This is a genomic window from Mesorhizobium sp. B2-4-1, from assembly GCF_006442185.1.
Classification (GTDB): domain Bacteria; phylum Pseudomonadota; class Alphaproteobacteria; order Rhizobiales; family Rhizobiaceae; genus Mesorhizobium.
Window position 1 is genome coordinate 1 of the sequence record NZ_VFVN01000014.1, and the last position, 23,034, is coordinate 23,034.

Consider the following 23,034-nt stretch of genomic DNA (forward strand, 5'->3'; position numbering starts at 1 on the left):
ACACGGACCCGACTTTCAGAAACCCTTTCCAAACTGCTCGTGGGGCCGCCATGCAGTCCTCCTGTCGCGCCGATCCTTGGCACAAACGTCAGCCGGATCGTTCCGTTCCGCCCGCCTGATCAGCATCGACGCACGCGATCGCATCACGGATGGTGCGGCTTTCCATGCCAACGGTGCCCCCGCGCGGCGTCAATCCTGCTTTCGCCGCGACAAATGCGAGAGCAGCGCGGTGATCAGGCTGCTTACCACAATCCATGCGGCGATCTCGCCGTCATGCACCTCAGGCCGGCGCGGCGTGTCTATCTTGTCGCCGCTCAACGCCACTACCGGCGCAAGGTCTGGCCGGCTTCCGCGCCTGACCGAGTAAGCGCGCGTAATTTCTGCACCGAAGAGGAATATCTGCGCTGAATAATAGACCCAAAGCAGCACCACCATAAGCGCGCCTGCCGCTCCGTAGGAAGTCGCTATCGCGCTGGTGCCGATATACCAGCCGATCAGCGACTTGCCGATGGTGAACAGCAACGCAGTAACCACCGAACCGACGGCAACATCGCGCCATTTGAGCGTGCGATCCGGCAAGACCTTGTAGATCGCCGCGAAGAGCAGCCCAATTAGCAAGAAAGAGACAACGGTGTTGACGCTGCTGAGCACCAGTTCGCCGAACGGCAGGTGGTGATTGATGACATCGCTCAGCGCGGTGATCGCTGCGCTTGCCGCCAGCGATACCAGCAGCATGAAGCCCAACGCGGCAACCAGGCCGAGGCTTGCCGCGCGCGCCCGCACCAGGCGCGAAAGCGACAGGCCGTCGGCTTTTACCTTCCAGATCTCGTTCAACGACTGTTGCATCTCACCGAAAACACCGGAGGCAGTGAAGAAGAGCGTCACCAATCCGATGAGCGTCGCAAGCGTCCCGGACCATCTGTGCGAAGCCGTCTCGATCGTCGCCTTGAGTAGATCGGCACTCTGCGCGCCCATGGCACCGGATATTTCCGCCGACAGGGCGAGTTGGGCCGCATCCTTGCCCACGGCCAGACCAGCGATCGCCACGACAATCAGAAGGATCGGCGCCAGCGATGTCGTGGCGTAGAAAGCCACCGCCGCCCCGTGGCTCAACGCATTATCGTCGATGAAGCCGGTGACGGCGTCCTTCAAGAGAATCCAGGTACCGCGAACCCAGCGTGCCATCTCCCCTCACCAGTCACGCCATATCGGACGCGGAGCATCTCGACCTGTCTCGATCCATGCCCGTCACGGCTCGTCGCACAGGGCTTCCCGTAGCCAATACAGCGCGCGGGTTGGGGTCAAGCTTCATTGAGCGCAGCCTGTCGGTAAGGCTGGCGCGGTGAGGTGGCGGATAATCCCATCCCGCGAGCTCGGCCTCGTTGGCGAGCTTTGCGTCGCGGGGTGATGCGTCAGCCATTTCGGGCCGCGCAATTTTTCTTGAGCCTTATGATCGCCGATTTGTGGACGGTAACCACCCCGCCACAGTCAATCCGTACGCTCAGCTTGTTGGTTTCAGGATCGACCCGAGTGACGTCCCCAACAAGAACGACTTTGTCTCCGACGTGAGTTCTGGGGGGCGCATCGATCGCATAAGGACGATCATAGGAGGGGATGCTCACCCTGGCGCGCCCACTGGGAAGCATGTCCATGACCGTACTCGTCAGGGCAACTTCATCACCGATTGCAACTTCTCGAGGCAGGTTGAATTGCAGCATGGCATTTCTCCCGAGACTATCCCAAATCAATGCTGGCAGCTCGAGTTGGTTGCCTGAAATCGCACCTACATAGCAGGCAATCGGAGACGTGCCGACGCGGATCGCGAGCCGCGGGCTCAACAGCTCGCCGGGAAGGAGCACACGGGGGCGGAACCTTTAAGAGCCAAGCCAACCGATATTGCGTGATCGCGAAACGTCCCAGCGCGCAACGGCGTCTCGCCCGAGGTTGGGTTGCATCTTATAGGGCTGGCGTTAGCCGTAGCACCCGAGGTATCCCCGAGTTGGACATTTGCTGTCCGTTTCCGCAGGAAGAGCATCCAGCCTGCAGCACGTTAGCTTGCCGTAACGCTGACGTAGAACAAGTTGAGATCGGAGCGTGGGGCGCGCGAGACGCTCCGTCATCTCGACGTAGCGCTCTTCGCCGTTGGAGACGAAAGCGCGCCTTTGCGGAACAAGCAGCCCGCGCCTCAGTTATGCAGGTACTGATCCCGGGGACGGCGGCTGGCTATGATGTTTTCCAGTGTTACACCGTTGTAGTCGAGGCCTATCGCTTTTCTGGATTTTCGCGGCGGTAACCCTGTCCGGTTGCGCGGGAGGCGTGCTCGACCCGCAGGGACCGGTCGGCGCCGGCAACCGCACGATTCTCCTGAACTCGCTGGCGGTGATGCTGGTCATCGTCATTCCGACGCTGGTCGCGCTGCTTGCCTTCGCCTGGATATTCCGGGCCTCGAACCGCAGGGCTCGGTATGATCCAGAGTTCACCTATTCCGGCCGGATCGAGCTCATCGTCTGGTCGATTCCGACGCTGACCATCCTCTTCCTCGGTGGCTTGATCTATTATGGATCGTACCATCTCGATCCTCGCAAGCCGATCGACACCAGCCGGCCGCCACTCGAAATCCAGGTGGTGGCGCTCGACTGGAAGTGGCTGTTCCTCTATCCCGATCAAGGTGTCGGAACGGTCAACCAGCTGGTTATTCCAACCGGCATGCCGGTGCGTTTCAGACTGACCTCGGCCAGCGTCATGAACACCTTCTTTGTGCCCCAGCTCGGCAGCATGGTCTATGCCATGAACGGCATGCAGACCGAGGTCAACCTGCAGGCTGATCGCGAGGGCGAGTACTTCGGCCTGTCGGCGCATTTCAGTGGCGATGGCTTTTCGGACATGAATTTCCGTGTCAGGGCAGTCTCGGCTGACGCCTTCGCCAGTTGGGCCTCCTCCTTGCATGGCGGAGGCGGCGTGCTCAACGCCAGCGCCTATCGCCAGCTTGCCAGGCAAAGCATCAACGCGCCGGCATCCTCGTTCGGCCATGTGCAGCCGGGCTTGTTCGATGCGGTCGTGCACCAGACGCTACCTCCGGGGCCGGGACCTGCTGGAACCGCCGCCGGAGAGCCGCAGGTGAGCCCGAAAGCTGAGCCCAAGGCGGGAGCGCCGCCCATGGCTCACCAGCACGATGAAGGAGGATGACGATGCTCGGCAAGCTCGACTGGTCGGCCGTTCCCTTTGACCAGCCTATTCCGCTCGGCGCGGCCCTGATCGTCTTCCTGGCCGCCGCCGCCGTTCTGATCTGGGTCACGATCAAAGGCTACTGGCCCTACCTTTGGCATGAGTGGATAACCTCCGTCGACCACAAGCGGATCGGCGTCATGTATATCGTGCTGGCGGCGCTGATGCTTCTGCGCGGCTTCGTTGACGCCGTCATGATGCGCACCCAGCAGGTGCTCGCCATCCACGGGCCGGGATACCTGCCGCCGGAGCACTACGACCAGGTCTTTTCGGCCCACGGCACGATCATGATCTTCTTCGCCGCGATGCCCTTTGTCATTGGGCTGATGAATTTCGTCATCCCGCTGCAGCTCGGCATCCGCGACGTCGCCTTCCCGACGCTGAACTCAGTGAGCTTCTGGCTGACCGCGACCGGCGCGCTGCTCGTCAACATTTCGCTCGTCGTCGGCGAGTTCGCGCGCACCGGGTGGCTACCTTATGCACCGCTGTCGGAGACGACCTACTCGCCAGGCGTCGGCGTCGATTATTATTTGTGGTCGATCCAGATCTCCGGCGTCGGCACCCTGCTCACGGGCGTCAACCTGGCGACCACCATCCTCAAGATGCGCGCGCCAGGCATGGGCTATCTGCGCATGCCGATGTTCTGCTGGACCTCGCTTGCCTCCAACATGCTCATCGTCGCCGCATTCCCTATCCTTACCGCAACCCTCGCCATGCTAACCCTCGACCGCTATCTCGGCTTCCATTTTTTCACCAACGAAGCCGGCGGTAACCAGATGATGTTCGTCAATCTCATCTGGGCCTGGGGTCACCCCGAGGTCTACATCCTCGTGCTTCCCGCCTTCGGGATCTATTCGGAGATCTTCTCGACCTTCTCGTCGAAACCGCTGTTCGGCTATCGTTCGATGGTTGCGGCGACGATGTTCATCTGCATCGTCTCCTTCATGGTCTGGCTGCACCACTTCTTCACCATGGGCGCCGGCGCTGATGTCAATGCGGCTTTCGGCATCGCCACCTCGGTTATCGCCGTCGGCACCGGGGTCAAGATCTACAACTGGCTCTTCACCATGTATGGCGGGCGCGTGCGCTTCGAAACGCCAATGCTGTGGGCGCTAGGCTTTGTCACCACTTTCATCATCGGCGGCATGACCGGCGTGCTGCTCGCCGTTCCGCCGGCCGATTTCATGCTGCACAATTCGCTCTTTCTCGTGGCGCATTTTCACAACGTCATCATCTCGGGCGTGCTGTTCGCGGCCTTTGCCGGCTTCACCTACTGGTTCCCGAAAGCCTTCGGGTTCCGGCTGCATGAGGGTTGGGGCAAGGCGGCGTTCTGGGTCACGCTTGCCGGCTACATTCTGGTGTTCGTGCCGCTCTATATCGTCGGCCTTCTCGGCATGACCCGCCGCCTTCAGCATATCGACATGGATATGTGGGCGCCGTGGCTTGTCGTGGCGGCCTTCGGAATCGTGGTGATGATCGTCGGCGCCGCATGCCAGATCACGCAGCTCGTCGTCTCGATCAGGCATCGCGACGAGTTGCGCGACGAGACCGGCGACCCTTGGGACGGGCGCTCGCTGGAATGGTCGACATCCTCGCCGCCGCCCGTCTTCAACTACGCGCGGCTGCCGCATGTCGAAAACGAGGAGCCCTACTGGACCATCAAGCAAAGGGCAATGGACGAGCAGAGTCAGGAGACCGAAGAGGACTACGAGGCGATCGAGATGCCGCGCAATAGCCCCACAGGCTTCGTCACCGCCTTCTTCAGCACTCTGATTGGCTTCGCGCTCATCTGGCACATCTGGTGGTTGGCGGTTGTCGGCTTCATCGGGGCCTATGCCACCTTCGTTGTATTCGCCTGGCGCGAGCACGGCGATTACGAGATCCCTGCCGACGAGGTCGGCCGCATCGATCTTGACCGCAAGGCAGCCCAGCTTGCCTGGATGCGTAGACGCGAGCGTGTGGCATGAGCGACATCCCCGCCGGCACCGCAACGCGCGATCCCTACCGGCTGGGCCGCACCGCAGGGCATGGCCATCACGTGTTCTCGGCGACCGGCCACGGCGAGGGAGGCCCGGCCTCGAAGTTCGTCACGGTTGCCTACGGCTTTTGGATCTTCCTGTTGTCGGACATCATAATGTTCTCGGCTTTCTTCGCCGCGTATGCCGTCCTGTCCAATTCGGCGGCGGGCGGGCCAACAGGCAAGGAGCTGTTTGAGTTGACGCGCGTCGCGGCACAGACGGCGCTGCTGCTCACCTCGAGCTTCACCGGCGGCCTTGCGATGCTCGCGACCCACCGCCGGTCAATGGCCGCCACCCAGTTCTGGTTGCTGGTGACCGGCCTGCTTGGTGCGGCCTTCCTGTTCCTGGAGGTGCAGGAATTCGCGGCCATGGTGAATGAGCAGGCGGGCCCATCACGCAGCGCCTTCCTGTCCGCGTTCTTCGCCCTTGTGGGCTGCCACGGAACCCATGTTGGACTTGGCCTGCTTTGGCTCGGCACCATGATGGCGCAGCTCTGGATAAAAGGCTTTCGTCCCGACATATTGCGCCGGCTTCACTGCTTCAGCCTGTTCTGGCACGCGCTGGACATTATCTGGATCGCCATCTTCACCCTGGTCTATCTGCTGGGAGCGTCATCATGAGCGAAATGGACAGCCGGAACGAGGACATGCTTGACCGCCGCGATTCCGCACCAGGCGAAGAACGCAGCGAGGAACACGAGGTGGCGGGAGGCCTTTCCGGCTATCTGCTGGGCTTTGGCCTGGCAATCCTGTTGTCAGTGGCGTCCTTCATTGCGGCACAAACCGATCTAATTTACCAGCCGGCCGTGATCTCGGCCCTGACGGTGCTTGCCATCGCACAAATGGGCGTCCATCTCGTCTTTTTCCTGCACCTGACGACAGGACCTGACAACACCAACAACGTGCTCGCGCTCGCTTTCGGTGTGCTGATCGTGACCTTGGTCGTTTTGGGCTCGGTGTGGATCATGAACCATCTCAGCCAGAACATGGGAGCGATGGATGCGCATCAGGCTCAGATGATGCCATAACGCTGTTCCAGGTCTGTGGCCTGGGCGCAAAACCGCCTGTCCATCGGTTCGGTTATCTTGCGCATAGCGTCCGCACTTTCAGGCGTCGAAAATCCATAGGTGCGAAGAGCCGTGAGGAACTAGTCGAGCTGTTTGGCCCGGCAATGTCTATATCGGCCCGCTCACGGTCGGCGGCAGAGTGAACTGCTGCCCATGGTCGCAACGTCTGTGCCTTCCATCATAATTTCAGGAATTAGGAACATAGGGGCCTCGTCCGAGTTCCATTGAAAGCGTGGGAACATAGCTCAGTTTGCCAAGGGATCGGGCGAGGATTCCTTGCTCTGTGAGCGCTCCCACTTTCCACATTGTGTTCAACGAATGCTCCGGATCATGGGTCGCCCACAGCTTTCCTCCCTGGCTTTCAGCCTCCTGGTACTCGTTAATTGTGCATTGCTGCAAAGCAGGGCCTGGGCACAGCTACCCTGCCCCGCCGACCACGCCAAGCTCCTGGCTGCCCTCAAGGCAAACGTCAAAGCAAGCGGAGGCCCCGCCAATGGCGGCTTCGAGACCAATGAATGGGCGGCGATCGTTACGCGTGACGGGACAGTTTGCGCCGTTGCTTTCAGCGGCCCCACCAGCGATGCGCAGTGGCCCGGCAGCCGGCTGATCGCAGCCGAAAAGGCCAGCACGGCCAACGGGCTCAGCGTTGCCCAGATGGCTCTCTCGACGGCGAATCTATATGCTTCTGTTCAGCCGGGTGGCCCCTTGTTCGGCTTGCAGCTTACCAATCCTGTCGACCAGGCAGCCGCTTATGCCGGCGACAGCAAGACCTTTGGGAGTGCGAGCGATCCGCTGATTGGCAAGCCGATCGGCGGCGTCGTGGCATTTGGCGGCGGCCTTGCTCTCTACGACGGCAAAACGATTGTCGGCGGGCTTGGCATCAGCGGCGACTCCTCCTGCGCCGATCACAATGTCGCTTGGCGCCTGCGTGCGGCCCTGGGCCTGGACAAGGTTCCGGCGGGCGTCAACCCCAACGCCAAGGACGCCATCGTCTACGATCTCGATCCTGGCGGAAAGAGCGCCTCCGGCTGGGGTCATCCGTTGTGCGCGGGAACCGAGGCGGACGTCGCGGCGGAACTCGGCGCCGGAGTGGGAGGTTCGATCCGCAAATGAGGGGATCTCTGAAAGTGGCGGGGAAATACGCATCTGCGACACCAGACGGCCGAGGAGCGGAAAGGGGCCGCGGTTTCGACTTTAGGCCGTTGAAGTGGCTGGTGCTGGCCGCAAGCTGCTCATTGCTGAACGCCGCGGCCGCGCAGTCCGCGGTGACACCATCCATCGCACCGCCCGCCGCGGCCGCGCCACCTGATGACGGCCAATGGACAATGCCGGCTAAGAACTATGCCTCGACGCGCTACAGCGAACTGGCGGACATTAACGAGGACAATGTCAGGAACCTTCAAGTTGCCTTCACTTTTTCGACCGGAGTGAACAAGGGTCAGGAAGCGGCGCCACTCGTGGTCGGCAACACGATGTATATCGTGACCCCTTTTCCAAACATCGTCTACGCGCTCGATCTTTCCAAGCCGGGCGCGCCGATGAAATGGAAATATGAGCCAAATCCTGAACCTGCCGCGCAGGGCGTTGCCTGCTGCGACGTCGTCAACCGCGGCGCGGTCTTCGCCGACGGGCGCCTCTTCTTCAACACGCTGGATGGTCACACCATCGCGCTGGATGCTGCCACTGGCCAACCGGTGTGGAACGCGCATGTCGGCAACATCAACATCGGCGAGACCATAACCATGGCGCCGCTTGTGGTGAAGGGCAAAGTGCTGGTCGGCAATTCCGGCGGCGAGATGGGTGTGCGCGGCTGGGTCAAGGCGCTGGACGCGGGCGACGGACATGTCGTCTGGACGGCTTACGGCACCGGACCGGACAAGGACGTGCTGATCGGGCCGGATTTCAAGCCGCATTACGACATGGACAAGGGCAAGGACCTTGGCGTGACCACATGGCCGCCGGAAGCCTGGAAGATCGGCGGCGGCAACATGTGGGGCTGGATCTCTTACGATCCGGACCTCAACTTGATCTATCACGGGACCGGCAATCCAGGGCCGTGGAATCCGGACCTTCGGCCCGGCGACAACAAATGGACCTCTGGGATTTTCGCGCGCGATCCCGATACCGGAGCCGCGAAATGGTTCTACCAATGGAGCCCGCACGACCTGCACGACTACGACGGCATCAACGAGCAGATCCTGCTCGATATGAATTGGCAGGGTAAGCCGCGCAAAGTGCTCGTCCGCCCGGAGCGCAACGGCTATCTCTACATTCTGGATCGGACCACCGGGGAAGTCCTGTCAGCGACACCCTATGGGGCCGTCAATTCCAGCAAGGGCGTCGATCTGAAAACCGGGCGCCTGATCGAAAACCCGGACAAGAAGACCGGCACCGGCAGGGTGATCCGGGATATCTGCCCGACAGCATCCGGGCTCAAGGATTGGCAGCCATCTGCGTTCTCGCCGAAGACAGGACTGCTCTACATCCCACACAACAATCTGTGCATGGACGAAGAGGGCCTCGAGGTGAACTACATCGCCGGCACTCCCTATGTCGGCATGAATGTGCGCATGATCCCGGGCCCGGGTGGCAACCGCGGTGCCTTCACCGCCTGGGACATCGCGGCCGCAAAGCCAGCTTGGAACCTGAAAGAGAATTTTCCGGTGTGGAGTGGCGCGGTCGCCACCGCCGGCAATGTCGTGTTCTACGGCACAATGGAGGGCTGGTTCAAAGCTGTGAGCGCAAGGACAGGGGAATTGCTTTGGCAGTTCAAGACCTCGTCCGGGATCATCGGCCAGCCGGTCACCTATCGCGGCCCCGACGGGCACCAATATGTCGCGATCCTGTCGGGCGTCGGCGGTTGGGCCGGCGCGATCGTATCGGGCGACCTCGACCCGCGCGACGCTACCGCCGCGCTCGGCTTCGTCAACGCGATGAAAGACCTGAAGAACGCGACCACGGCGGGAGGCACGCTCTATGTGTTCCGGCTCCCCTGATGCTTTCGAGTTGAAGGCAGTTCGAAGACGCGAGGCGAACGGAGGTCTGGTAGCAGCGGTGGTAGCGTTTGCCTCGCTGCTCTTCGCGGTTGCCGCCGACGCCCGTGAACTCAAGGTATGTGCCGACCCTAATAACATGCCGTTTTCCAACGCCGCTGGACAGGGCTTCGAAAACAAGATTGCCCAGATCATCGCCAAAGAACTGGATGCAAGACTTTCCTATACCTGGTGGGCCCAACGCCGCGGTTTCGTTCGCAACACGCTCAAGGCAGGCCTGTGCGATCTCATACCTGGCACTCCCGCCAATCTCGAAATTCTCCGCGCCACCGCTCCCTATTACCGCTCGACCTATGTCTTCGTGACGCGGCGGGATAGTCCCGAGATCACGTCTTTCAACGATCCACGCCTGCGCACTCTGCGCATCGGCGTGCAGCTCATCGGCGATGACGGGGCCAATTCCCCACCGGTCCAGGCACTCGGCCGCCGCGGCATTGTCGGTCATCTCGTCGGCTATCCAGTCTATGGCGACTATTCGGCTCCCAACCCGCCCGCGCGCATTGTCGAGGCGGTGGCCAGCGGCGAGATCGATGTTGCCGTCGTCTGGGGCCCGCTCGCCGGTTATTTCGCCGCCAAGCAGAAGACACCGCTGCGCATCACGCCCGTGACACCTCGAATCGACGGGCCTCAATTGCCAATGGTCTACGACATCTCCATGGGCGTCCGACGCGGGGACGACGCGCTGCGCGACGAAGTGGATGCAGCCCTTGCCAAGCACAAGGCTGAGATCGACGCGACCCTGGCCCGATACGGTGTGCCGCGCCTTGATATCGGCGGGAGCGCGGACCGATGAGGCGGAACCTCACCGTGCTCTTGTCGGCGATGCTGGCCCTTGCCGCTTGCCAGCGGGAAGAGCGCGACACACGTCCGCAATCGGCCCTTGGGTCCGGCCAACAGCCAACGCCGGTGACTGCGCTGGAGCCAGGCGGCCAAAGGCCGCTCCCGAGCGACAACAAGGCGGCCAGCTTCGAGGCCAACGCCTTTCATCTCAGCGAGGGCAAGCGCCTGTTCAGCTGGTTCAATTGCTCGGGGTGCCATGCCAATGGCGGCGGCGGCATGGGACCGGCGCTGATGGATGAGAAGTGGGTTTACGGCAGCTCGATCGAGAGTATCCACGCAACGATCCGGGACGGGCGGCCTAACGGCATGCCGAGCTTCCGAAACAAGATTCCCGATGATCAGATTTGGGAGCTTGCAGCCTTCGTACGTTCGCTGAGCGGCAACGCGCCCTCCTCCGCCGCACCGCAGCGTAACGACGACATGATGGTCCATCCGTCGGAAAATCGCCTCCCCGATGCCGCGACGCTGGGGAAATCGCCGTGAAACGCCTTTTTCCCAAAGCGTGTTGCGCAGCCGCCCTCCTGGCGCTTTCAGGTTGCAGCGGCTGGCAGTCCGCTCTCGATCCGAAAGGCCCCGCCGCGGGCGAGCTCGCCTGGCTGATCTGGTTTTTCACTGCCCTGTGCGCGGCCGTGTGGATGCTGGTGATGGTCGTGCTGGTCGCTACCCTGTTCCAGCGAGTTCGAACAGGAAAAGATCCGCTCGTGCTCGACCTCGCCTCCGAACATCGCAAAATGCGCGTGGTCTTGACCGCGGTTGGGGTGACTGCGGCGATTCTAATTGGGCTGACCCTGTTGAGCTTTTTCGCCAACAGGACGCTTGCCGGGATCGGCTCGGATGAGGCGCTGACGGTCCGCGTGACCGGCCACCAATGGTGGTGGGAAGTGCGCTACGAGAATGCCCAGCCAAGCCGCATCCTGACGACGGCGAACGAAATCCACATTCCGGCCGGCGAGCCGGTTCGGCTTCTTTTGACTTCAACAGACGTAATCCACTCCTTCTGGGTGCCGAGCCTTGCCGGCAAGCTCGACCTCATCCCCGGACATATGAATGTGCTGGACATCAGGGCTGACAAGCCAGGCGTCTATCGTGGTCAATGTGCTGAGTTCTGCGGCGCGCAGCACGCCAACATGGGCACCTTCATCATTGCCGAGCCGCGGCCGCAGTTCGATGCGTGGCTGGACGACCAGTTGCGGCCTGCCGCCGCTCCGACCAATGCCGAAGCCAAGGCCGGCGCGGATCTTTTCCTCCAGCGGCCCTGCGTGATGTGCCACAGGATCGGCGGCACACCCGCAGGTGGCACGGTAGCGCCCGATCTTACCCATATAGCCAGCCGGCAAACTCTCGCAGCCGGAACGCTGACGATGAGCCGCGGCAATCTCGCCGCTTGGATCGCCGACCCGCAAGGCATCAAGCCCGGCTCCCACATGCCTGTAACGGCTCTCAATGGCGACGAGCTCAATGCCATCATTGCCTACCTCGAGGGGCTGAAATGACCAGCGCCGACCTGACGAGCGGACGCGACCTGCGGGCGGAAGCCCAAGCAAAGGGAGATCTCGCTCCCGAGCATGACGGACCGCGCGATACCGGCATGGAGCAAGCCGATCTCCAGCGGCGGCTGGAGCGCACCTGGCGTACGCCCCCCGGCATCGTCGGCGCGCTTTCGAGCGTCGACCACAAGGTGATCGCCAGGCGCTATCTGATCACTGCCTTTATCTTTCTGTGTCTGGGCGGGCTCAACGCAGTGGCTATGCGTGTTCAGCTCTCGGGACCACAGCGTGGGCTGATCGGGCCGGACCTCTACAACCAGCTGTTTACCATGCACGGCGTCACGATGATGTTCCTGTTCGCGGTACCGATCGTGCAGGCGACCGGCATTTATCTCGTGCCGCTGATGGTCGGCACCCGCAACATTGCGTTTCCGCGGCTGAATGCGTTCAGTTACTGGGTCTATGTTTCGGGCGGCCTGTTCGCCTGGGTGTCTTTCGCTCTCAACATGGCGCCGGACGTCGGCTGGTTCGCCTATGTGCCGCTGTCCGGTCCCGAATTCGCCCCTGGCAAGCGCGCCGACGTCTGGGCGCAGATGATTACCTATACCGAGGTGTCTTCACTGGCTGTGGCAGTGGCGACGATCGTCACGATCTTGAAGCAGCGTGCTCCCGGCATGTCGCTGGACAAGATCCCGCTATACGTCTGGGCGATGCTGGTCACCTCCTTTGTCGTCGTCTTCGCAATGCCGGCGGTGATGATCACCTCGACATTCCTGATCCTCGACAGGCTGGTCGGCACACACATCTTCAACCCGGCCGAAGGCGGTGATGCCTTGCTGTTCCAGCATCTGTTCTGGTTCTTCGGTCACCCCGAGGTCTACATCATCTTCCTGCCGGCGACCGGCATGGTCTCCTCGATCATCCCGGCTTTCGCCCGCCGACCGGTGTTCGGCCATCTCGGCATGGTTCTGTCGTTGATCGCGGTCGGCTTCCTGTCCTTTGGCCTGTGGGTCCACCATATGTTCGCGACAGGCCTGCCCAAGCTCGGCGCCAGCTTCTTCACCGCTTCCAGCATGATGATCGCTATTCCCAACGGCGTACAGATCTTCTGCTGGCTGGCAACGATGTGGGACGGCAGACCGGTGATCCGCGCGCCAATCTTGTTCGTGTTCGGCTTCTTCTTCATCTTCGTCATCGGCGGTCTCACCGGCGTCATGCTGGCCTCCGTGCCGCTGGATCTGCAGGTGCACGACACCTACTTCGTCGTCGCGCATTTCCACTATGTGCTGATCGGCGGATCGGTATTCCCGCTGCTGGGTGCGGCCTATTTCTGGTTTCCTAAAATCACCGGCCGCATGATGAGCGAGCGCCTGGGCCGCTTGCATTTCTGGCTGGCCTTCATTGGCTTCAACGCCGCCTTTTTCCCGATGCACATCGTGGGGCTGTGGGGCATGCCGCGACGGGTCTACACCTATCCGGCCGAGCTTGGCTGGGGGAACATCAACCTGTTCATAACAGCAGGCGCGGTGGTCTTCTTCCTGAGTTTCGTCCTGTTCACCTTCAATCTTGTGCATGGCGCGTTGAAAGGCGCAGCGGCAGGCAACAATCCCTGGGAGGCCGGCACCCTGGAATGGGCAACGCCCTCGCCGCCGCCGAGCTATAATTTCGCGCGCATTCCGGTCGTCACCAACGCGGAGCCACTCTGGGCCGAGCGCGACGCTCTTCCCGTAGCGACCGGGCTTCGCGTCGACGCGCGCGAGCTGCTGGTCTCGACAGTCGCTGAAGCGCATCCCGACATTCGCGAGAAATCGGCGACACCGTCGATCTGGCCGCTCTTTGCAGCGTTCGCCGTAGGCGGCACGTTTCTCTATTCGATCTTCACCCCCTGGGCCATCGTGTGGGGCGCCCTGCCAATCGCCGTCACCTTGATCGGCTGGTTCTGGCCAAAAGGTGATCTGGAGGACGAGGAATGAACGAGCGTCCCGTCACAGATGTTTCCGGTCTCCCCACCTTTGGGCATGGTCCGCGCAGCCCGACCTGGTGGGGCACGCTCGCTTTCATGGCTCTGGAGGGCACCGGCTTTGCGCTCGCCGCAGCCGCCTATCTCTACCTGGCGGTCTCTTGGCCTGAATGGCCGTTGAGTGCACCGCAGCCGAACCATTGGCCAGGAACGATCGTCACGCTGCTGCTGATCGCCAGCCTGGTGCCGAACCACATCCTCGATCGCTATGCCAAGCAATGCGCCATCGTGCCGGTGCGGATCGGACTGGTTGTCATGTCGCTGCTCGGCCTCGCCCCGCTCCTTGTGCGCTGGTTCGAGTTTCCGGCCTTGAACGTTTACTGGGATACGAACGCCTACGGCTCGATGCTTTGGGTGCTGCTCGGGCTCCACACCACGCATCTGATAACAGATGTCGGCGATACGATCGTGCTGACGGTGCTGATGTTCACGCGCCATGGCTATAGCGGGCGACGCTTCGGCGACGTCGGCGACAATGTTTTCTATTGGGATTTCGTGGTCGCAACCTGGCTTCCGATCTATCTGCTGATCTACTGGGTACCGAGGCTCGGCTGACATGCGCGCGGTCCGGTTGGGAACTTCCTGGGGTGGGCTTTTGTCGGGCCCGTTGGCTTGGGCGGTCTCGACGCAACTGAACTACTCGCTGGTTCCCTGGCAATGCAATCACCAGGTGCCGGTCGTGCTTCCCTTAGCGTTGCTGCTGGCCTTGTTCTCGCTTCTGGGCGGTGCTCTGTCCTGGCAGGCAAAGCGGCAAGGCGGCGCTGCTTTCAAAGCAGAACGCACGCGCGGTACCGAGCATTTCGTCGCCGATCTCGGCATGCTGGCGGCTCTCCTGTTTGCACTGGTCATCATCATGCAGGGAAGCGCCGCACTTATCCTGGACGAGTGTCTGCGATGAACCTGGCCACTCTCTTCTCCACCTCGATCTGCTATGGCTCCGGCGCGCCCGAGGCCGGATGGACACTTGCGCTTCCCATCACGGCCCCGCTGACGGCCGTCGCGCTCATCTACATGGCCGGTGCGATGCGGCTGTGGCGCCGCAGCACTCGCGGCCGTCCGCTACGGATGCGTCAGGCGCTGCTGTTTGCCGCCGGCTGGAGCGTACTGACGGCAGCGTTGGTCAGTCCGATCCATGCTCTCGGCGAGCGGCTGTTTGTCGCGCACATGATCGAGCACGAGTTGCTGATGGCAGTGGCGGCGCCGCTGCTGGTCATCGCCTGCCCCGCCCCTGCTCTGCTGTGGGCATTTCCCGTAACGTTTCGGCGTGCCCTGGGTATGGTTGGGCATGGCAAATCGCTGCGAGCGCTCTGGACCTTTGCGAGCCGGCCTGTCACCGCAACGATTGTTCACGGGATCGCGATATGGGTGTGGCACATTCCGGTCCTGTTTGAGGCAGCGCTCGAGCATGGCGTGCTGCACTATGCCCAACATGCGAGCTTCCTCGGCACAGGCCTGCTCTTCTGGTGGGCGTTGCTGCCGCGCCCAAGCCAACAGCAGACCTATGGAAATGCCGTGATGCATCTTTTCTTCACCTCCCTGCACACCGGCCTGCTCGGCGTCCTGCTTCTTCTATCGCCGAAGCTCTGGTACCCGGAGAATGCTGCCGGGGCGGCAGTGTGGAATTTAAGCCCGATCGAGGACCAGCAGCTTGCCGGGCTCGTTATGTGGGTCCCGGCCGGCCTTATCTATGGCGGGGCAGCGCTATTGCTGGCCGGCCTCTGGATAACAACGAGCGGAACCAGGAAGGTCGCGCATGCGCCCTGGCCCATCTAAATTGATCATCGCCGTGTGCATTCTGCTGGTCGTCGCGGGCGGCGCGCTCGCATTGTGGGCCGACCGAGCCCGTCGGGTGCAGCAAGAGGCGGATGCCGCTACCGGCGGCGTCGGTGCACGTGCGATACCGATCATGCTGGCGAATGGCTGCGCCGGCTGCCACACCATCACCGGTGTACCCGGTGCGGTAGGCCACGTCGGCCCACGCCTGGACGCCAGTCTATCTGACAGGATCTATGTTGGCGGTGTGCTGGCTAACAATCCGGAGAACATGATCCGCTGGATACGGTCAGCAAGGGACATTAATCCGCACACCGCCATGCCCTCCACCGGCATCACCGAGCAGCAAGCGCGTGACATCGCCGCCTATCTCTATGCTTTGAGATAGACCGCCGCCTCGGCGGGATCACGGGCTGTGCCCAGGACCATAGCCGACAGGGGAACAAAGCTGCCCGATTACGGTTTGAACAGCAGCCGGCGCAGTACAAATTCAAGTCCGCCGTGCTGCTGGGTCATAAGCCCCAGCCAAGAGCCCGCTTCCCCCTCCCTCAAGAGCGGGCTCTTTCCTTGTGGATCGATGCGGAGCGATCAGGGGCGTGGACTGAGGCGACATGAAGCAACTTCTGTCAGATCTCGCCGCAATGGCCGAACCCGGCTTCTGGATCGCCTTGGGGCTTTTAGCCCTGCCTTACTCCGTGGGAGTAATCTTCCTGATCAAGACATGCCACTGCCTCTGATCGCCCAGCCGTCCGGTCGTACGGGCTTTATTACCTGCCAGCGCAAGATGTGAGTGACCATCACGGATCGTCGCCGAGCGAGAGCGTGCAGGCCATCCGCGCCGCTCGAACACCCATAAGGTTGCCGACCACGCGTTGGAGGAGTTGCTGGGGGAGCATGCATTGCCGCGGAGGAGCCTTCCGCACTTGTATGTCGCCTTCGGTGGGCCCTGAACGATGCGCGGAAGCGCGCGTTCACAGCATCGAACTGGCCGGTTGAGCATACCGCGACGTTGGTCGAAGAATCCGGATTGCGGCGAGCACATTTCTCCCCTTTTTCGGTCACATTTTATCGGGGCGGATCCCACTCACACCGATGCGGCAACCATCGAGTCCGAGGAAACACTGGACAAGTCGTTCTGTTGCTGGCGGCGAAACCAGTCCAGGGTGAGGCGCACACCCTCTTCAAGAGGTATTTGACAGGCCCAGCCGGGGATGATCCTCCGCGCTAGAGTTAAGTCCGGGCAGCGGTTCGTCGGATCTTGGGGGATCGGATCAACATGCACGATTTTGGTGCCTGGCACCAAGCCTGCGACGTAACGGGCAACATCGATAACGGAAATCTCACGATCGTTTCCGATGTTCAGGGGACCAATATAACCATGCTCCTCCCCCCAGAAGAATTGTTCTAGGCCGTCCACGATATCGCTGACGTATCCCCAACTCCGCGACTGCAAGCCGTCGCCAAAAACGATTATAGGTTTGCCGAACAGCGCATTCGTGATGAAATTTGATACTGCACGTCCATCGTCAGGTCGTGTCCTAGGTCCGTAGACGTTGAACAATCTTGCAACTCGAATGTCGAGCCCGCTCAATCGGTTACTCTCAAAAAGCAGGGCCTCGGCGCAACGCTTACCTTCATCATACGATGAACGCGGCCCCGTGCAATCAACGGAGCCCCTGTAAGTTTCCGGTTGCGGCGTTACCAGCGGATCGCCGTAAACCTCAGACGTGGACGTGAAACAGAAACGGCCCCCGGCGCGAAGAAGGGTCAGAAGCCGCATAGTTCCTATTACGTTGGCCGAGATGGTTCGTACCGGATCTTGCATATACCAGGGAGGCGAAGCAGGCGAGGCGAGATGATAGATCTCGTCAAAAAGGCTCCCCTGCTGAAAATCTTCAACAGCCACATCTACCACGACCAAGCGAGGGTCGGCGATATGATCCAGATTGGCACGAGTACCAGTCCAGAAATTGTCAACAGCAACAATTCGATTGATTTCTTGCCTTAACAACAGTCGATCAACCAGGTGGGATCCGATGAACCCGGCTGCTCCCGCGACAAGAACACTTTTCATTTCCGACCCAAAGCTTTGCAGCTTGCTCAGGAGCTATGAACGCTGACTCGTCAAGCCGTCTGAATTGCCAATGAGATGTCACTCCCTCCACGCAATGATGGTTCGCGCAACGCGCATCGCCCGAACAACCCAAATCCGCGCAAATAGTACCACCCCATTGGACAATGGCACATCTTAAGGACCCTGTCACCAGCGGTGCAGTGCATACACTACACTGTAAAAACGAAAGATTTCTGTAGCCTGACTATCTTCGATGGGCATAACATCACCACAAGTTCAATAGGGAAATGTATCCTCGACAACCCAGCACAGGTGGGAGAATAGCGGTAGAAACTCAGACGGCCCGGGCAGGTGTTCGTTCGCATCCGGATCGAACGTAAAGTCCGTGTGCGAGAAATGCCCTCCGTCCGGTTGGACTTATCGAACAACGGGGATATGCGGCGCGATCTCGCGCCTCCGGAGGATCTGGTCGAGCATTGAGGGCGGCTGCTATGCGCTCTCGAATGGTGAGGCTCGTGAACGGCAGGCACCATCAAAAGTGCTGATTGCGCTGCGCGGAAATGTAAGCCTCAATGGGGCTGTCAAGGGAGGCGGACGCCATCATCGTGTCGGACCAGACAGGCGCGCAATCAGCTGTCGTGACAATCATCGATCCGTCCCGCAAGCGAGGACTGTTCGAACCTTCCGAGCTTTGGCGATATCGGGAAGTTGTGTTCTTCCTGGCCTGGCGTGATTTCAAGGTCAAATACCGGCAGACTTATCTGGGCATCCTTTGGGCAATGCTGCAGCCGCTCGTTGCTATGTCGGTCTTCAGCATCTTCTTCGGCAAGCTCGCAGGCATTTCGTCCAACGGCGCGCCATACCCGCTATTTGTTCTGTGTGGGCTTGTGCCATGGAGTTTTTTTTCGCGAGCCGTCGCCAGCATGACGGGCAGCCTCGTCAGAAACCAGGAGCTGGTGAAACGCGTCTATTTCCCGCGTCTGATCATTCCCATCTCCACGATGGCCTCATGCCTGACCGATATGCTCGTCGGCTTCGCTCTTTTGTTCGCCGCCATGCTGGCATTCGGAAGCTGGCCGGCACCACAAGCAGTCTTCTTGCCGCTGTTCGTGCTCGTAATGGCTGCGTCAGCGACTGGAGTGGGCGTGGCATTGTCGGCGATCAACGTTCGCTTTCGCGATGTGGGCTATCTCTTGCCGTTCAGCCTTCAGACACTTCTGTTCATGACCCCGATCGTCTATCCAAGCAATCTCGTCCCTCAATTGTGGCGGCCGCTCTATAGTCTGAACCCAATGGTTGGGACAGTCGAAGCCATCCGCTGGAGCGTACTGGGCGCGCCTGCGGACTGGCTCATGATCTCGATATCAACGCTCTCCTCGTTAGCCCTTCTCGTTGCCGGACTGACTATCTTCTCAAAATCCGAACGCGCGTTTCCGGACCTGATCTGAGTGATGACCGACATCGTGATCCAGGCTGCCAATCTCTCCAAGGCGTATAGACTTGGTGTGGCGAACAACAGCTTCCCCACGCTGCGAGACGCGCTCGCCAGCAAAAGGCGGGGCCTTCGCGGGGACGCCGAAACAAGCCACCGAAAAGGTGCGGACGAGCCGTTCTGGGCGTTGAAAAACGTCTCCTTCGAGGTGCACGCAGGCGAAGTCCTTGCCGTGATCGGTCCCAACGGTGCAGGAAAGAGCACCATTCTCAAGATACTGGCGAAGATCGTGGAGCCGACTTCCGGCCGCGCGACGATACATGGACGGCTGGGAGCTTTGCTGGAGGTCGGCACGGGGTTCCATGCCGAACTGACCGGCCGTGAGAACATTTATCTCAACGGGGCCATACTCGGCATGCGGCGCGTCGAGATCAATTCCAAGCTTGACGAGATCGTGGATTTCTCCGGGGTCGAGCCGTTTCTCGATACGCCTGTCAAACGATACTCAAGCGGCATGTACTTGCGTCTGGCCTTCGCGATTGCCGCCCACGTCAATCCCGACATTCTGGTGGTCGATGAGGTCTTGGCCGTCGGGGATGCCACGTTCCAGAAGAAATGCATCGCCAAGGCAGCGAGCATCGCCGGGACAGGCCGTACCGTGCTGATCGTCAGTCACCAGATGCCGGTTCTGCAGCGACTTTGCACCCGCGCAATCCTTATCGACGGCGGGATGATCCAGGCGGACGGTCCGACTCAGGACGTGGTCCGGGATTATCTCCAGACGCTTGAGGCCCGCGCAGGAACCGATCTGAGTGTGCGATCCACGCGCACCGGGCGCGGCCGCCTCCGTGTGGTCGGCATCGAAGTTTTCAATGAAATGGGTCCCGTCGCGTCCGGGCAGCCGGCAACTTTTCGGCTTCAGGTTGATGGGCCGCGCGAAACATTGCAGTGCCTTGTGACTATTATTGATGATCTCGGGGATCCTGTGACCTCATTTGATAGCCGGGAGCATTCCCTGCATGACCGTCACGGCGAAGTCTACACGGTACATGTGGACAGCCTTATGCTGAGACCAGGGCGCTACAGGATTGACGTAGCGCTGGTGGCGGACGACAGGGTGGTCGAAGACCATGTCGAGACGGCCGCTGTGTTCGATGTCATGCCCGGTTTGCTCGACGATCGACCGGTCAGCGCCCAGCCTGGCTTTGGCAATGTCAGCTTCCCGCATCGATGGGTGGTCAGGAAGTGACGCCTGTTTTCACCTGGCCACGTGCGCAAGCTGTCGCCGAATCCTGCGCCGCTGCTTTGCTGTCCACATCATGATCTTCAGGGCAAGCCGTTCGGCTTTGCTTCCGATCGTTGCAGGCGTGACATAGGGCGCGCGTGCCAGCCGCAGCGCCAATTGGAGGCGGAAATCCCGCGTTCCACTTTCCATCATATACTCCGCGATCCAGTCCAGAAAAGCGGCGCGGGCGGGGTGTTTCCCCATCCGATCGTAGAGCCCTCGCTGAGTGGCAATCGCCGAGGCCGAACTGGAATGCTGCCGGTAACGTGCGAGAGTTACAGGAGTGATAAAGGCTGGGAATCGCAGGAATAGCTTCGCCCACAGAGCCTGGTCTTCATAGAGCTCAAAGTGCTCCTCAAAGCCACCAACCGTGCTAACCGCGCTTCTCCGCAAGAGCACGGAACAGGTACACGGAACGTGGCCGTCCTGCATCAGCAGCAGCCGACCCAAAAGCCGGGGAGGCTGATGTAAGCGCGCGGCAAGTCCATCCGTCGGCTCGACCCAGTCGGAGCGCGCTCCATCCGGGTACCACCATTTGGTCGGCCCGAAAATCATTGCGGCATCCGGGTTGGCATCGGCTGCCGCCAGGACCGTCTGCAGCATATGCCGCTCGTACAAATCATCTGCATCCAGGAAGGCAAGCAAATCGCCGCAGCTGGCCGCTATTCCGGCGTTTCTCGCTGCCGCGGCGCCACGCTTGGATCCGGGAGGCCTGCGCAGCACCTTAATTCGAGGATCGATTGCCGCGGCATCATTGGCGATCCTGATACTGTCGTCCGTCGAATTGTCGTCAACCAGCAAGAGCTCCCAATCTGCAATCGTCTGGGCCCGGACGCTGGCGATCGCTTCACCCAGATTTGACGCCGCATTGAGGAAGGGGGTTATGATCGTCACCCGCGGCACGGAAGTCATCGCTGCAGCCGTCTTACGATGCTTCGCTTGCTCGTCTTCCAGGTTTCGCGCGCGAGCACTTTCCAGATTGCGGAACGAATGCGGAAGGAGGCGCCCTGATCCGCCATCACCCCATTCAGCCATCTGAGAAACGTGATACGCGCGGCTTCGTCAGCGCCTGCCCTGGCAGAAGCGGCAGAGCAGCTTTCGACGTGCTGGCGGTATCTCGCCCAGGTCTGGCCGGACACGTAGACGGGCGCGAATGCGAGCGCCTTCGCAAAGAATGTCTGGTCTTCGAACATCAGGCGAAAGCTGTTCTCGAATCCCCCGAGCGTTGCCAACAAACTTGAACGCATCAGGGCGTTGCAAGTTGTCGGCGTCTGGGCTTGGTTCTGCAGCAGCAGTTCCAGCAGCACGGGCGGATCGTATCGGGCGTTCGGTTCGACTCCGAGCGGGTAATAGTAGTCCGCACGACCAGCAAGCTTTGCCCAGCTATGCCAGATCAACGTCCGGCCGTAGATTAGACCGAGCGCCGGATCGTTTTCCATGATGCAGACTTGTTCGGACAGCTTTTCGGGCAGCCATGTATCGTCTGCATCGAGAAACGCGACATAGGCGCCCCGCGCCTCGGCCAGCCCGCGGTTGCGCGACGCGCTGATACCATGATTGCCGTTATCGGGATGGGAGAGTAGTCGCACCTTGCCTGGCAAGCGCTGCGCATAGTCGCGCACGATGACAGATGACCGGTCCGTCGAGCCATCGTCGACGACGAGGAGTTCCCAGTCGGTGAAGCTTTGACCTACAACGCTGTCAATAGCTTCTCGGAGATATTTCTCGCCGTTGAACACGACGATGATTCCCGTGACGCGCGGTTCTCGGCATGCATGGTCAGCCATGGCAAAGGACCGCGCGCCGGAACTCTATCTCACCCCAATCAGCGACCGTGACCCGCGGCAGTCGGAAAGGGTCGACCCTGAGCCCAGCTTCACGCGGCAGGGTGGTTACTGCATAGTCCATGCCAGCAGATCTTACCGCTTCGGCGGTGCTGTCGTCGAAGTCTCCGAAGGGGTATGCGAATCCCGCCACCCTCCGCCCTGTAATCTCTTCGCATTGTTGACGGCTAGCGGAGATCTCGCGTTCAAGACTGTCCCGTTTCAGCAACGGCAGGGATGGATGCGTGCAGGTGTGGGCACCGATCGAAACGCCATCGGTGTCGGCGAGATGCCGCAGCTCCGAATGAGTCATGGCGCGGTCACGCCTTCGGGGGCTGGCGTCGGTTCCTGCCCATCTTGCCAGCTGCTGCAGCGCCCTCCTCCGTTCGTGTACTCTCAACGGCTTCAGCAGTGCGTGCAAGCCGAAATGGAGCGCCGTGCGGCTGATGACGAGATTCGATTTCGCGCGCGTGGCGTCCTCCGTCACGAGCCAATCATAGTTTCGGCCTGCGATCTGGATCGCGAGCCTCTCCGGGAGAGCAGGCGTTTCCAAAGTGATGCGCGACAGAATATCCCACCAGAACACTGAGGGGTCGCTGAGCGCGTGGGTAGTGACGAAGACGGTCACAGGAGCGTTCATGCGTAGCATGACCGGCACGGCATTTTGCACGACATCCGCATAACCGTCGTCAAAGGTAACTGCCGCGGCATTTCTCGCTGGCTTTCCGTCCCGAAGCCGTTGTGCCAGCCATTGCAGGGGAACAATATCGCGCGCCTTTGTCAGGATTTCGATTTGGCGTGCGAAATTTTGTGGCGAGACCGAGAGTTCCCAAGGATCGACGCGTGGTTCTCCGACGCGATGATACATCAGCACGAGCGGCCGGTTGTAACCGGCAAGCAATCGGCCCCGTCGCAGGAGCTTGCTAAGAGCTTGACGC

General features: G+C 60.9%; 22 protein-coding genes. 16 read left to right on the forward strand and 6 right to left on the reverse strand.

The window, feature by feature from the left end:
- Positions 1-189 precede the first annotated feature (189 nt).
- On the reverse strand, positions 190-1,185 hold the full coding sequence (locus FJ949_RS26600; RefSeq protein ID WP_140500643.1) for a YihY/virulence factor BrkB family protein: 996 nt from the start codon (positions 1,183-1,185) through the stop codon (positions 190-192).
- 227 nt (positions 1,186-1,412) lie between these two features.
- Entirely contained in the window at positions 1,413-1,718 is a 306-nt protein-coding gene (locus FJ949_RS26605) for a preprotein translocase subunit YajC (RefSeq protein ID WP_140500644.1), read from the reverse strand.
- Positions 1,719-2,238: 520 nt separating this feature from the next.
- Here FJ949_RS26605 and cyoA point away from each other — a divergent pair.
- The 14 genes from cyoA to FJ949_RS26675 all read left to right on the forward strand — a co-directional run bounded on the left by cyoA (position 2,239) and on the right by FJ949_RS26675 (position 15,870).
- Positions 2,239-3,186 carry a ubiquinol oxidase subunit II gene (gene cyoA / locus FJ949_RS26610; protein WP_140500645.1) on the forward strand — a complete coding sequence of 316 codons (948 nt, stop codon included), beginning with the start codon at positions 2,239-2,241 and terminating at the stop codon, positions 3,184-3,186.
- Between the two features lie 2 nt (positions 3,187-3,188).
- Positions 3,189-5,192 carry a cytochrome o ubiquinol oxidase subunit I gene (gene cyoB, locus FJ949_RS26615; protein ID WP_181167678.1) on the forward strand — a complete coding sequence of 668 codons (2,004 nt, stop codon included), beginning with the start codon at positions 3,189-3,191 and terminating at the stop codon, positions 5,190-5,192.
- Positions 5,189-5,863: a cytochrome o ubiquinol oxidase subunit III gene (cyoC, locus tag FJ949_RS26620; RefSeq protein WP_140500647.1), complete on the forward strand. Its 675-nt coding sequence runs from the start codon at positions 5,189-5,191 to the stop codon at positions 5,861-5,863. Before cyoB ends, cyoC begins: the two co-directional genes overlap by 4 nt.
- Positions 5,860-6,270, forward strand: a complete 411-nt coding sequence (cyoD, locus tag FJ949_RS26625) for a cytochrome o ubiquinol oxidase subunit IV (protein ID WP_140500648.1) — start codon at positions 5,860-5,862, stop codon at positions 6,268-6,270. Before cyoC ends, cyoD begins: the two co-directional genes overlap by 4 nt.
- Positions 6,271-6,699: 429 nt before the next feature.
- Entirely contained in the window at positions 6,700-7,422 is a 723-nt protein-coding gene (locus FJ949_RS26630) for a heme-binding protein (RefSeq protein WP_224618825.1), read from the forward strand.
- 122 nt (positions 7,423-7,544) lie between these two features.
- Complete coding sequence (locus tag FJ949_RS26635; RefSeq protein WP_224647516.1) at positions 7,545-9,305, forward strand: methanol/ethanol family PQQ-dependent dehydrogenase; 1,761 nt, start codon at positions 7,545-7,547, stop codon at positions 9,303-9,305.
- A gap of 58 nt (positions 9,306-9,363) precedes the next feature.
- Positions 9,364-10,155 (forward strand): substrate-binding domain-containing protein, encoded by a 792-nt coding sequence (locus FJ949_RS26640; RefSeq protein WP_224647515.1) that lies wholly within the window; start codon positions 9,364-9,366, stop codon positions 10,153-10,155.
- Positions 10,152-10,685, forward strand: coding sequence for a c-type cytochrome (locus FJ949_RS26645; protein ID WP_140500652.1), 534 nt, complete (start codon positions 10,152-10,154; stop codon positions 10,683-10,685). The genes FJ949_RS26640 and FJ949_RS26645 overlap by 4 nt, the downstream gene beginning before the upstream one ends.
- Complete coding sequence (gene coxB / locus FJ949_RS26650; protein ID WP_140500653.1) at positions 10,682-11,695, forward strand: cytochrome c oxidase subunit II; 1,014 nt, start codon at positions 10,682-10,684, stop codon at positions 11,693-11,695. Before FJ949_RS26645 ends, coxB begins: the two co-directional genes overlap by 4 nt.
- Complete coding sequence (gene ctaD / locus FJ949_RS26655; protein ID WP_140500654.1) at positions 11,692-13,662, forward strand: cytochrome c oxidase subunit I; 1,971 nt, start codon at positions 11,692-11,694, stop codon at positions 13,660-13,662. Before coxB ends, ctaD begins: the two co-directional genes overlap by 4 nt.
- Positions 13,659-14,264, forward strand: a complete 606-nt coding sequence (locus tag FJ949_RS26660) for a cytochrome c oxidase subunit 3 (RefSeq protein ID WP_140500655.1) — start codon at positions 13,659-13,661, stop codon at positions 14,262-14,264. Before ctaD ends, FJ949_RS26660 begins: the two co-directional genes overlap by 4 nt.
- Position 14,265: 1 nt before the next feature.
- Positions 14,266-14,607: a hypothetical protein gene (locus tag FJ949_RS26665; protein ID WP_140500656.1), complete on the forward strand. Its 342-nt coding sequence runs from the start codon at positions 14,266-14,268 to the stop codon at positions 14,605-14,607.
- Positions 14,604-15,482: a cytochrome c oxidase assembly protein gene (locus tag FJ949_RS26670; protein ID WP_140500657.1), complete on the forward strand. Its 879-nt coding sequence runs from the start codon at positions 14,604-14,606 to the stop codon at positions 15,480-15,482. Before FJ949_RS26665 ends, FJ949_RS26670 begins: the two co-directional genes overlap by 4 nt.
- A 1-nt stretch (position 15,483) precedes the next feature.
- Complete coding sequence (locus FJ949_RS26675; protein WP_224618831.1) at positions 15,484-15,870, forward strand: c-type cytochrome; 387 nt, start codon at positions 15,484-15,486, stop codon at positions 15,868-15,870.
- Positions 15,871-16,566: 696 nt separating this feature from the next.
- Here the strand turns inward: FJ949_RS26675 and FJ949_RS26680 are convergent.
- Entirely contained in the window at positions 16,567-17,556 is a 990-nt protein-coding gene (locus tag FJ949_RS26680) for an NAD-dependent epimerase/dehydratase family protein (protein WP_140500659.1), read from the reverse strand.
- 605 nt (positions 17,557-18,161) lie between these two features.
- Between FJ949_RS26680 and FJ949_RS26685 the strand changes: the two genes are divergently transcribed.
- Both FJ949_RS26685 and FJ949_RS26690 read left to right on the forward strand, forming a co-directional pair.
- Entirely contained in the window at positions 18,162-19,004 is an 843-nt protein-coding gene (locus FJ949_RS26685; RefSeq protein ID WP_181172166.1) for an ABC transporter permease, read from the forward strand.
- 3 nt (positions 19,005-19,007) lie between these two features.
- Positions 19,008-20,237 (forward strand): ABC transporter ATP-binding protein, encoded by a 1,230-nt coding sequence (locus FJ949_RS26690; protein ID WP_140500661.1) that lies wholly within the window; start codon positions 19,008-19,010, stop codon positions 20,235-20,237.
- Positions 20,238-20,246: 9 nt separating this feature from the next.
- Here FJ949_RS26690 and FJ949_RS26695 read toward each other — a convergent pair whose 3' ends face one another.
- Genes FJ949_RS26695 through FJ949_RS26705 form a run of 3 tightly spaced genes read right to left on the reverse strand, consistent with a single transcriptional unit; the run spans position 20,247 to position 22,997 of the window.
- Complete coding sequence (locus FJ949_RS26695; protein ID WP_181172167.1) at positions 20,247-21,185, reverse strand: glycosyltransferase; 939 nt, start codon at positions 21,183-21,185, stop codon at positions 20,247-20,249.
- Complete coding sequence (locus tag FJ949_RS26700) at positions 21,182-22,060, reverse strand: glycosyltransferase (protein WP_140500663.1); 879 nt, start codon at positions 22,058-22,060, stop codon at positions 21,182-21,184. The genes FJ949_RS26695 and FJ949_RS26700 overlap by 4 nt, the downstream gene beginning before the upstream one ends.
- On the reverse strand, positions 22,053-22,997 hold the full coding sequence (locus FJ949_RS26705) for a polysaccharide deacetylase family protein (RefSeq protein WP_181165251.1): 945 nt from the start codon (positions 22,995-22,997) through the stop codon (positions 22,053-22,055). The genes FJ949_RS26700 and FJ949_RS26705 overlap by 8 nt, the downstream gene beginning before the upstream one ends.
- Positions 22,998-23,034: the final 37 nt, after the last annotated feature.

Bases quoted from the DNA above. Each gene is read 5' to 3' on its own strand.
- FJ949_RS26600 (WP_140500643.1), bottom strand. From the start codon at position 1,185: ATGGCACGCTGGGTTCGCGGTACCTGGATTCTCTTGAAGGACGCCGTC.
- FJ949_RS26605 (WP_140500644.1), bottom strand. From the start codon at position 1,718: ATGCTGCAATTCAACCTGCCTCGAGAAGTTGCAATCGGTGATGAAGTT.
- cyoB (WP_181167678.1), top strand. From the start codon at position 3,189: ATGCTCGGCAAGCTCGACTGGTCGGCCGTTCCCTTTGACCAGCCTATT.
- cyoC (WP_140500647.1), top strand. From the start codon at position 5,189: ATGAGCGACATCCCCGCCGGCACCGCAACGCGCGATCCCTACCGGCTG.
- cyoD (WP_140500648.1), top strand. From the start codon at position 5,860: ATGAGCGAAATGGACAGCCGGAACGAGGACATGCTTGACCGCCGCGAT.
- FJ949_RS26645 (WP_140500652.1), top strand. From the start codon at position 10,152: ATGAGGCGGAACCTCACCGTGCTCTTGTCGGCGATGCTGGCCCTTGCC.
- ctaD (WP_140500654.1), top strand. From the start codon at position 11,692: ATGACCAGCGCCGACCTGACGAGCGGACGCGACCTGCGGGCGGAAGCC.
- FJ949_RS26660 (WP_140500655.1), top strand. From the start codon at position 13,659: ATGAACGAGCGTCCCGTCACAGATGTTTCCGGTCTCCCCACCTTTGGG.
- FJ949_RS26665 (WP_140500656.1), top strand. From the start codon at position 14,266: ATGCGCGCGGTCCGGTTGGGAACTTCCTGGGGTGGGCTTTTGTCGGGC.
- FJ949_RS26670 (WP_140500657.1), top strand. From the start codon at position 14,604: ATGAACCTGGCCACTCTCTTCTCCACCTCGATCTGCTATGGCTCCGGC.
- FJ949_RS26680 (WP_140500659.1), bottom strand. From the start codon at position 17,556: ATGAAAAGTGTTCTTGTCGCGGGAGCAGCCGGGTTCATCGGATCCCAC.
- FJ949_RS26690 (WP_140500661.1), top strand. From the start codon at position 19,008: ATGACCGACATCGTGATCCAGGCTGCCAATCTCTCCAAGGCGTATAGA.
- FJ949_RS26695 (WP_181172167.1), bottom strand. From the start codon at position 21,185: ATGACTTCCGTGCCGCGGGTGACGATCATAACCCCCTTCCTCAATGCG.
- FJ949_RS26700 (WP_140500663.1), bottom strand. From the start codon at position 22,060: ATGGCTGACCATGCATGCCGAGAACCGCGCGTCACGGGAATCATCGTC.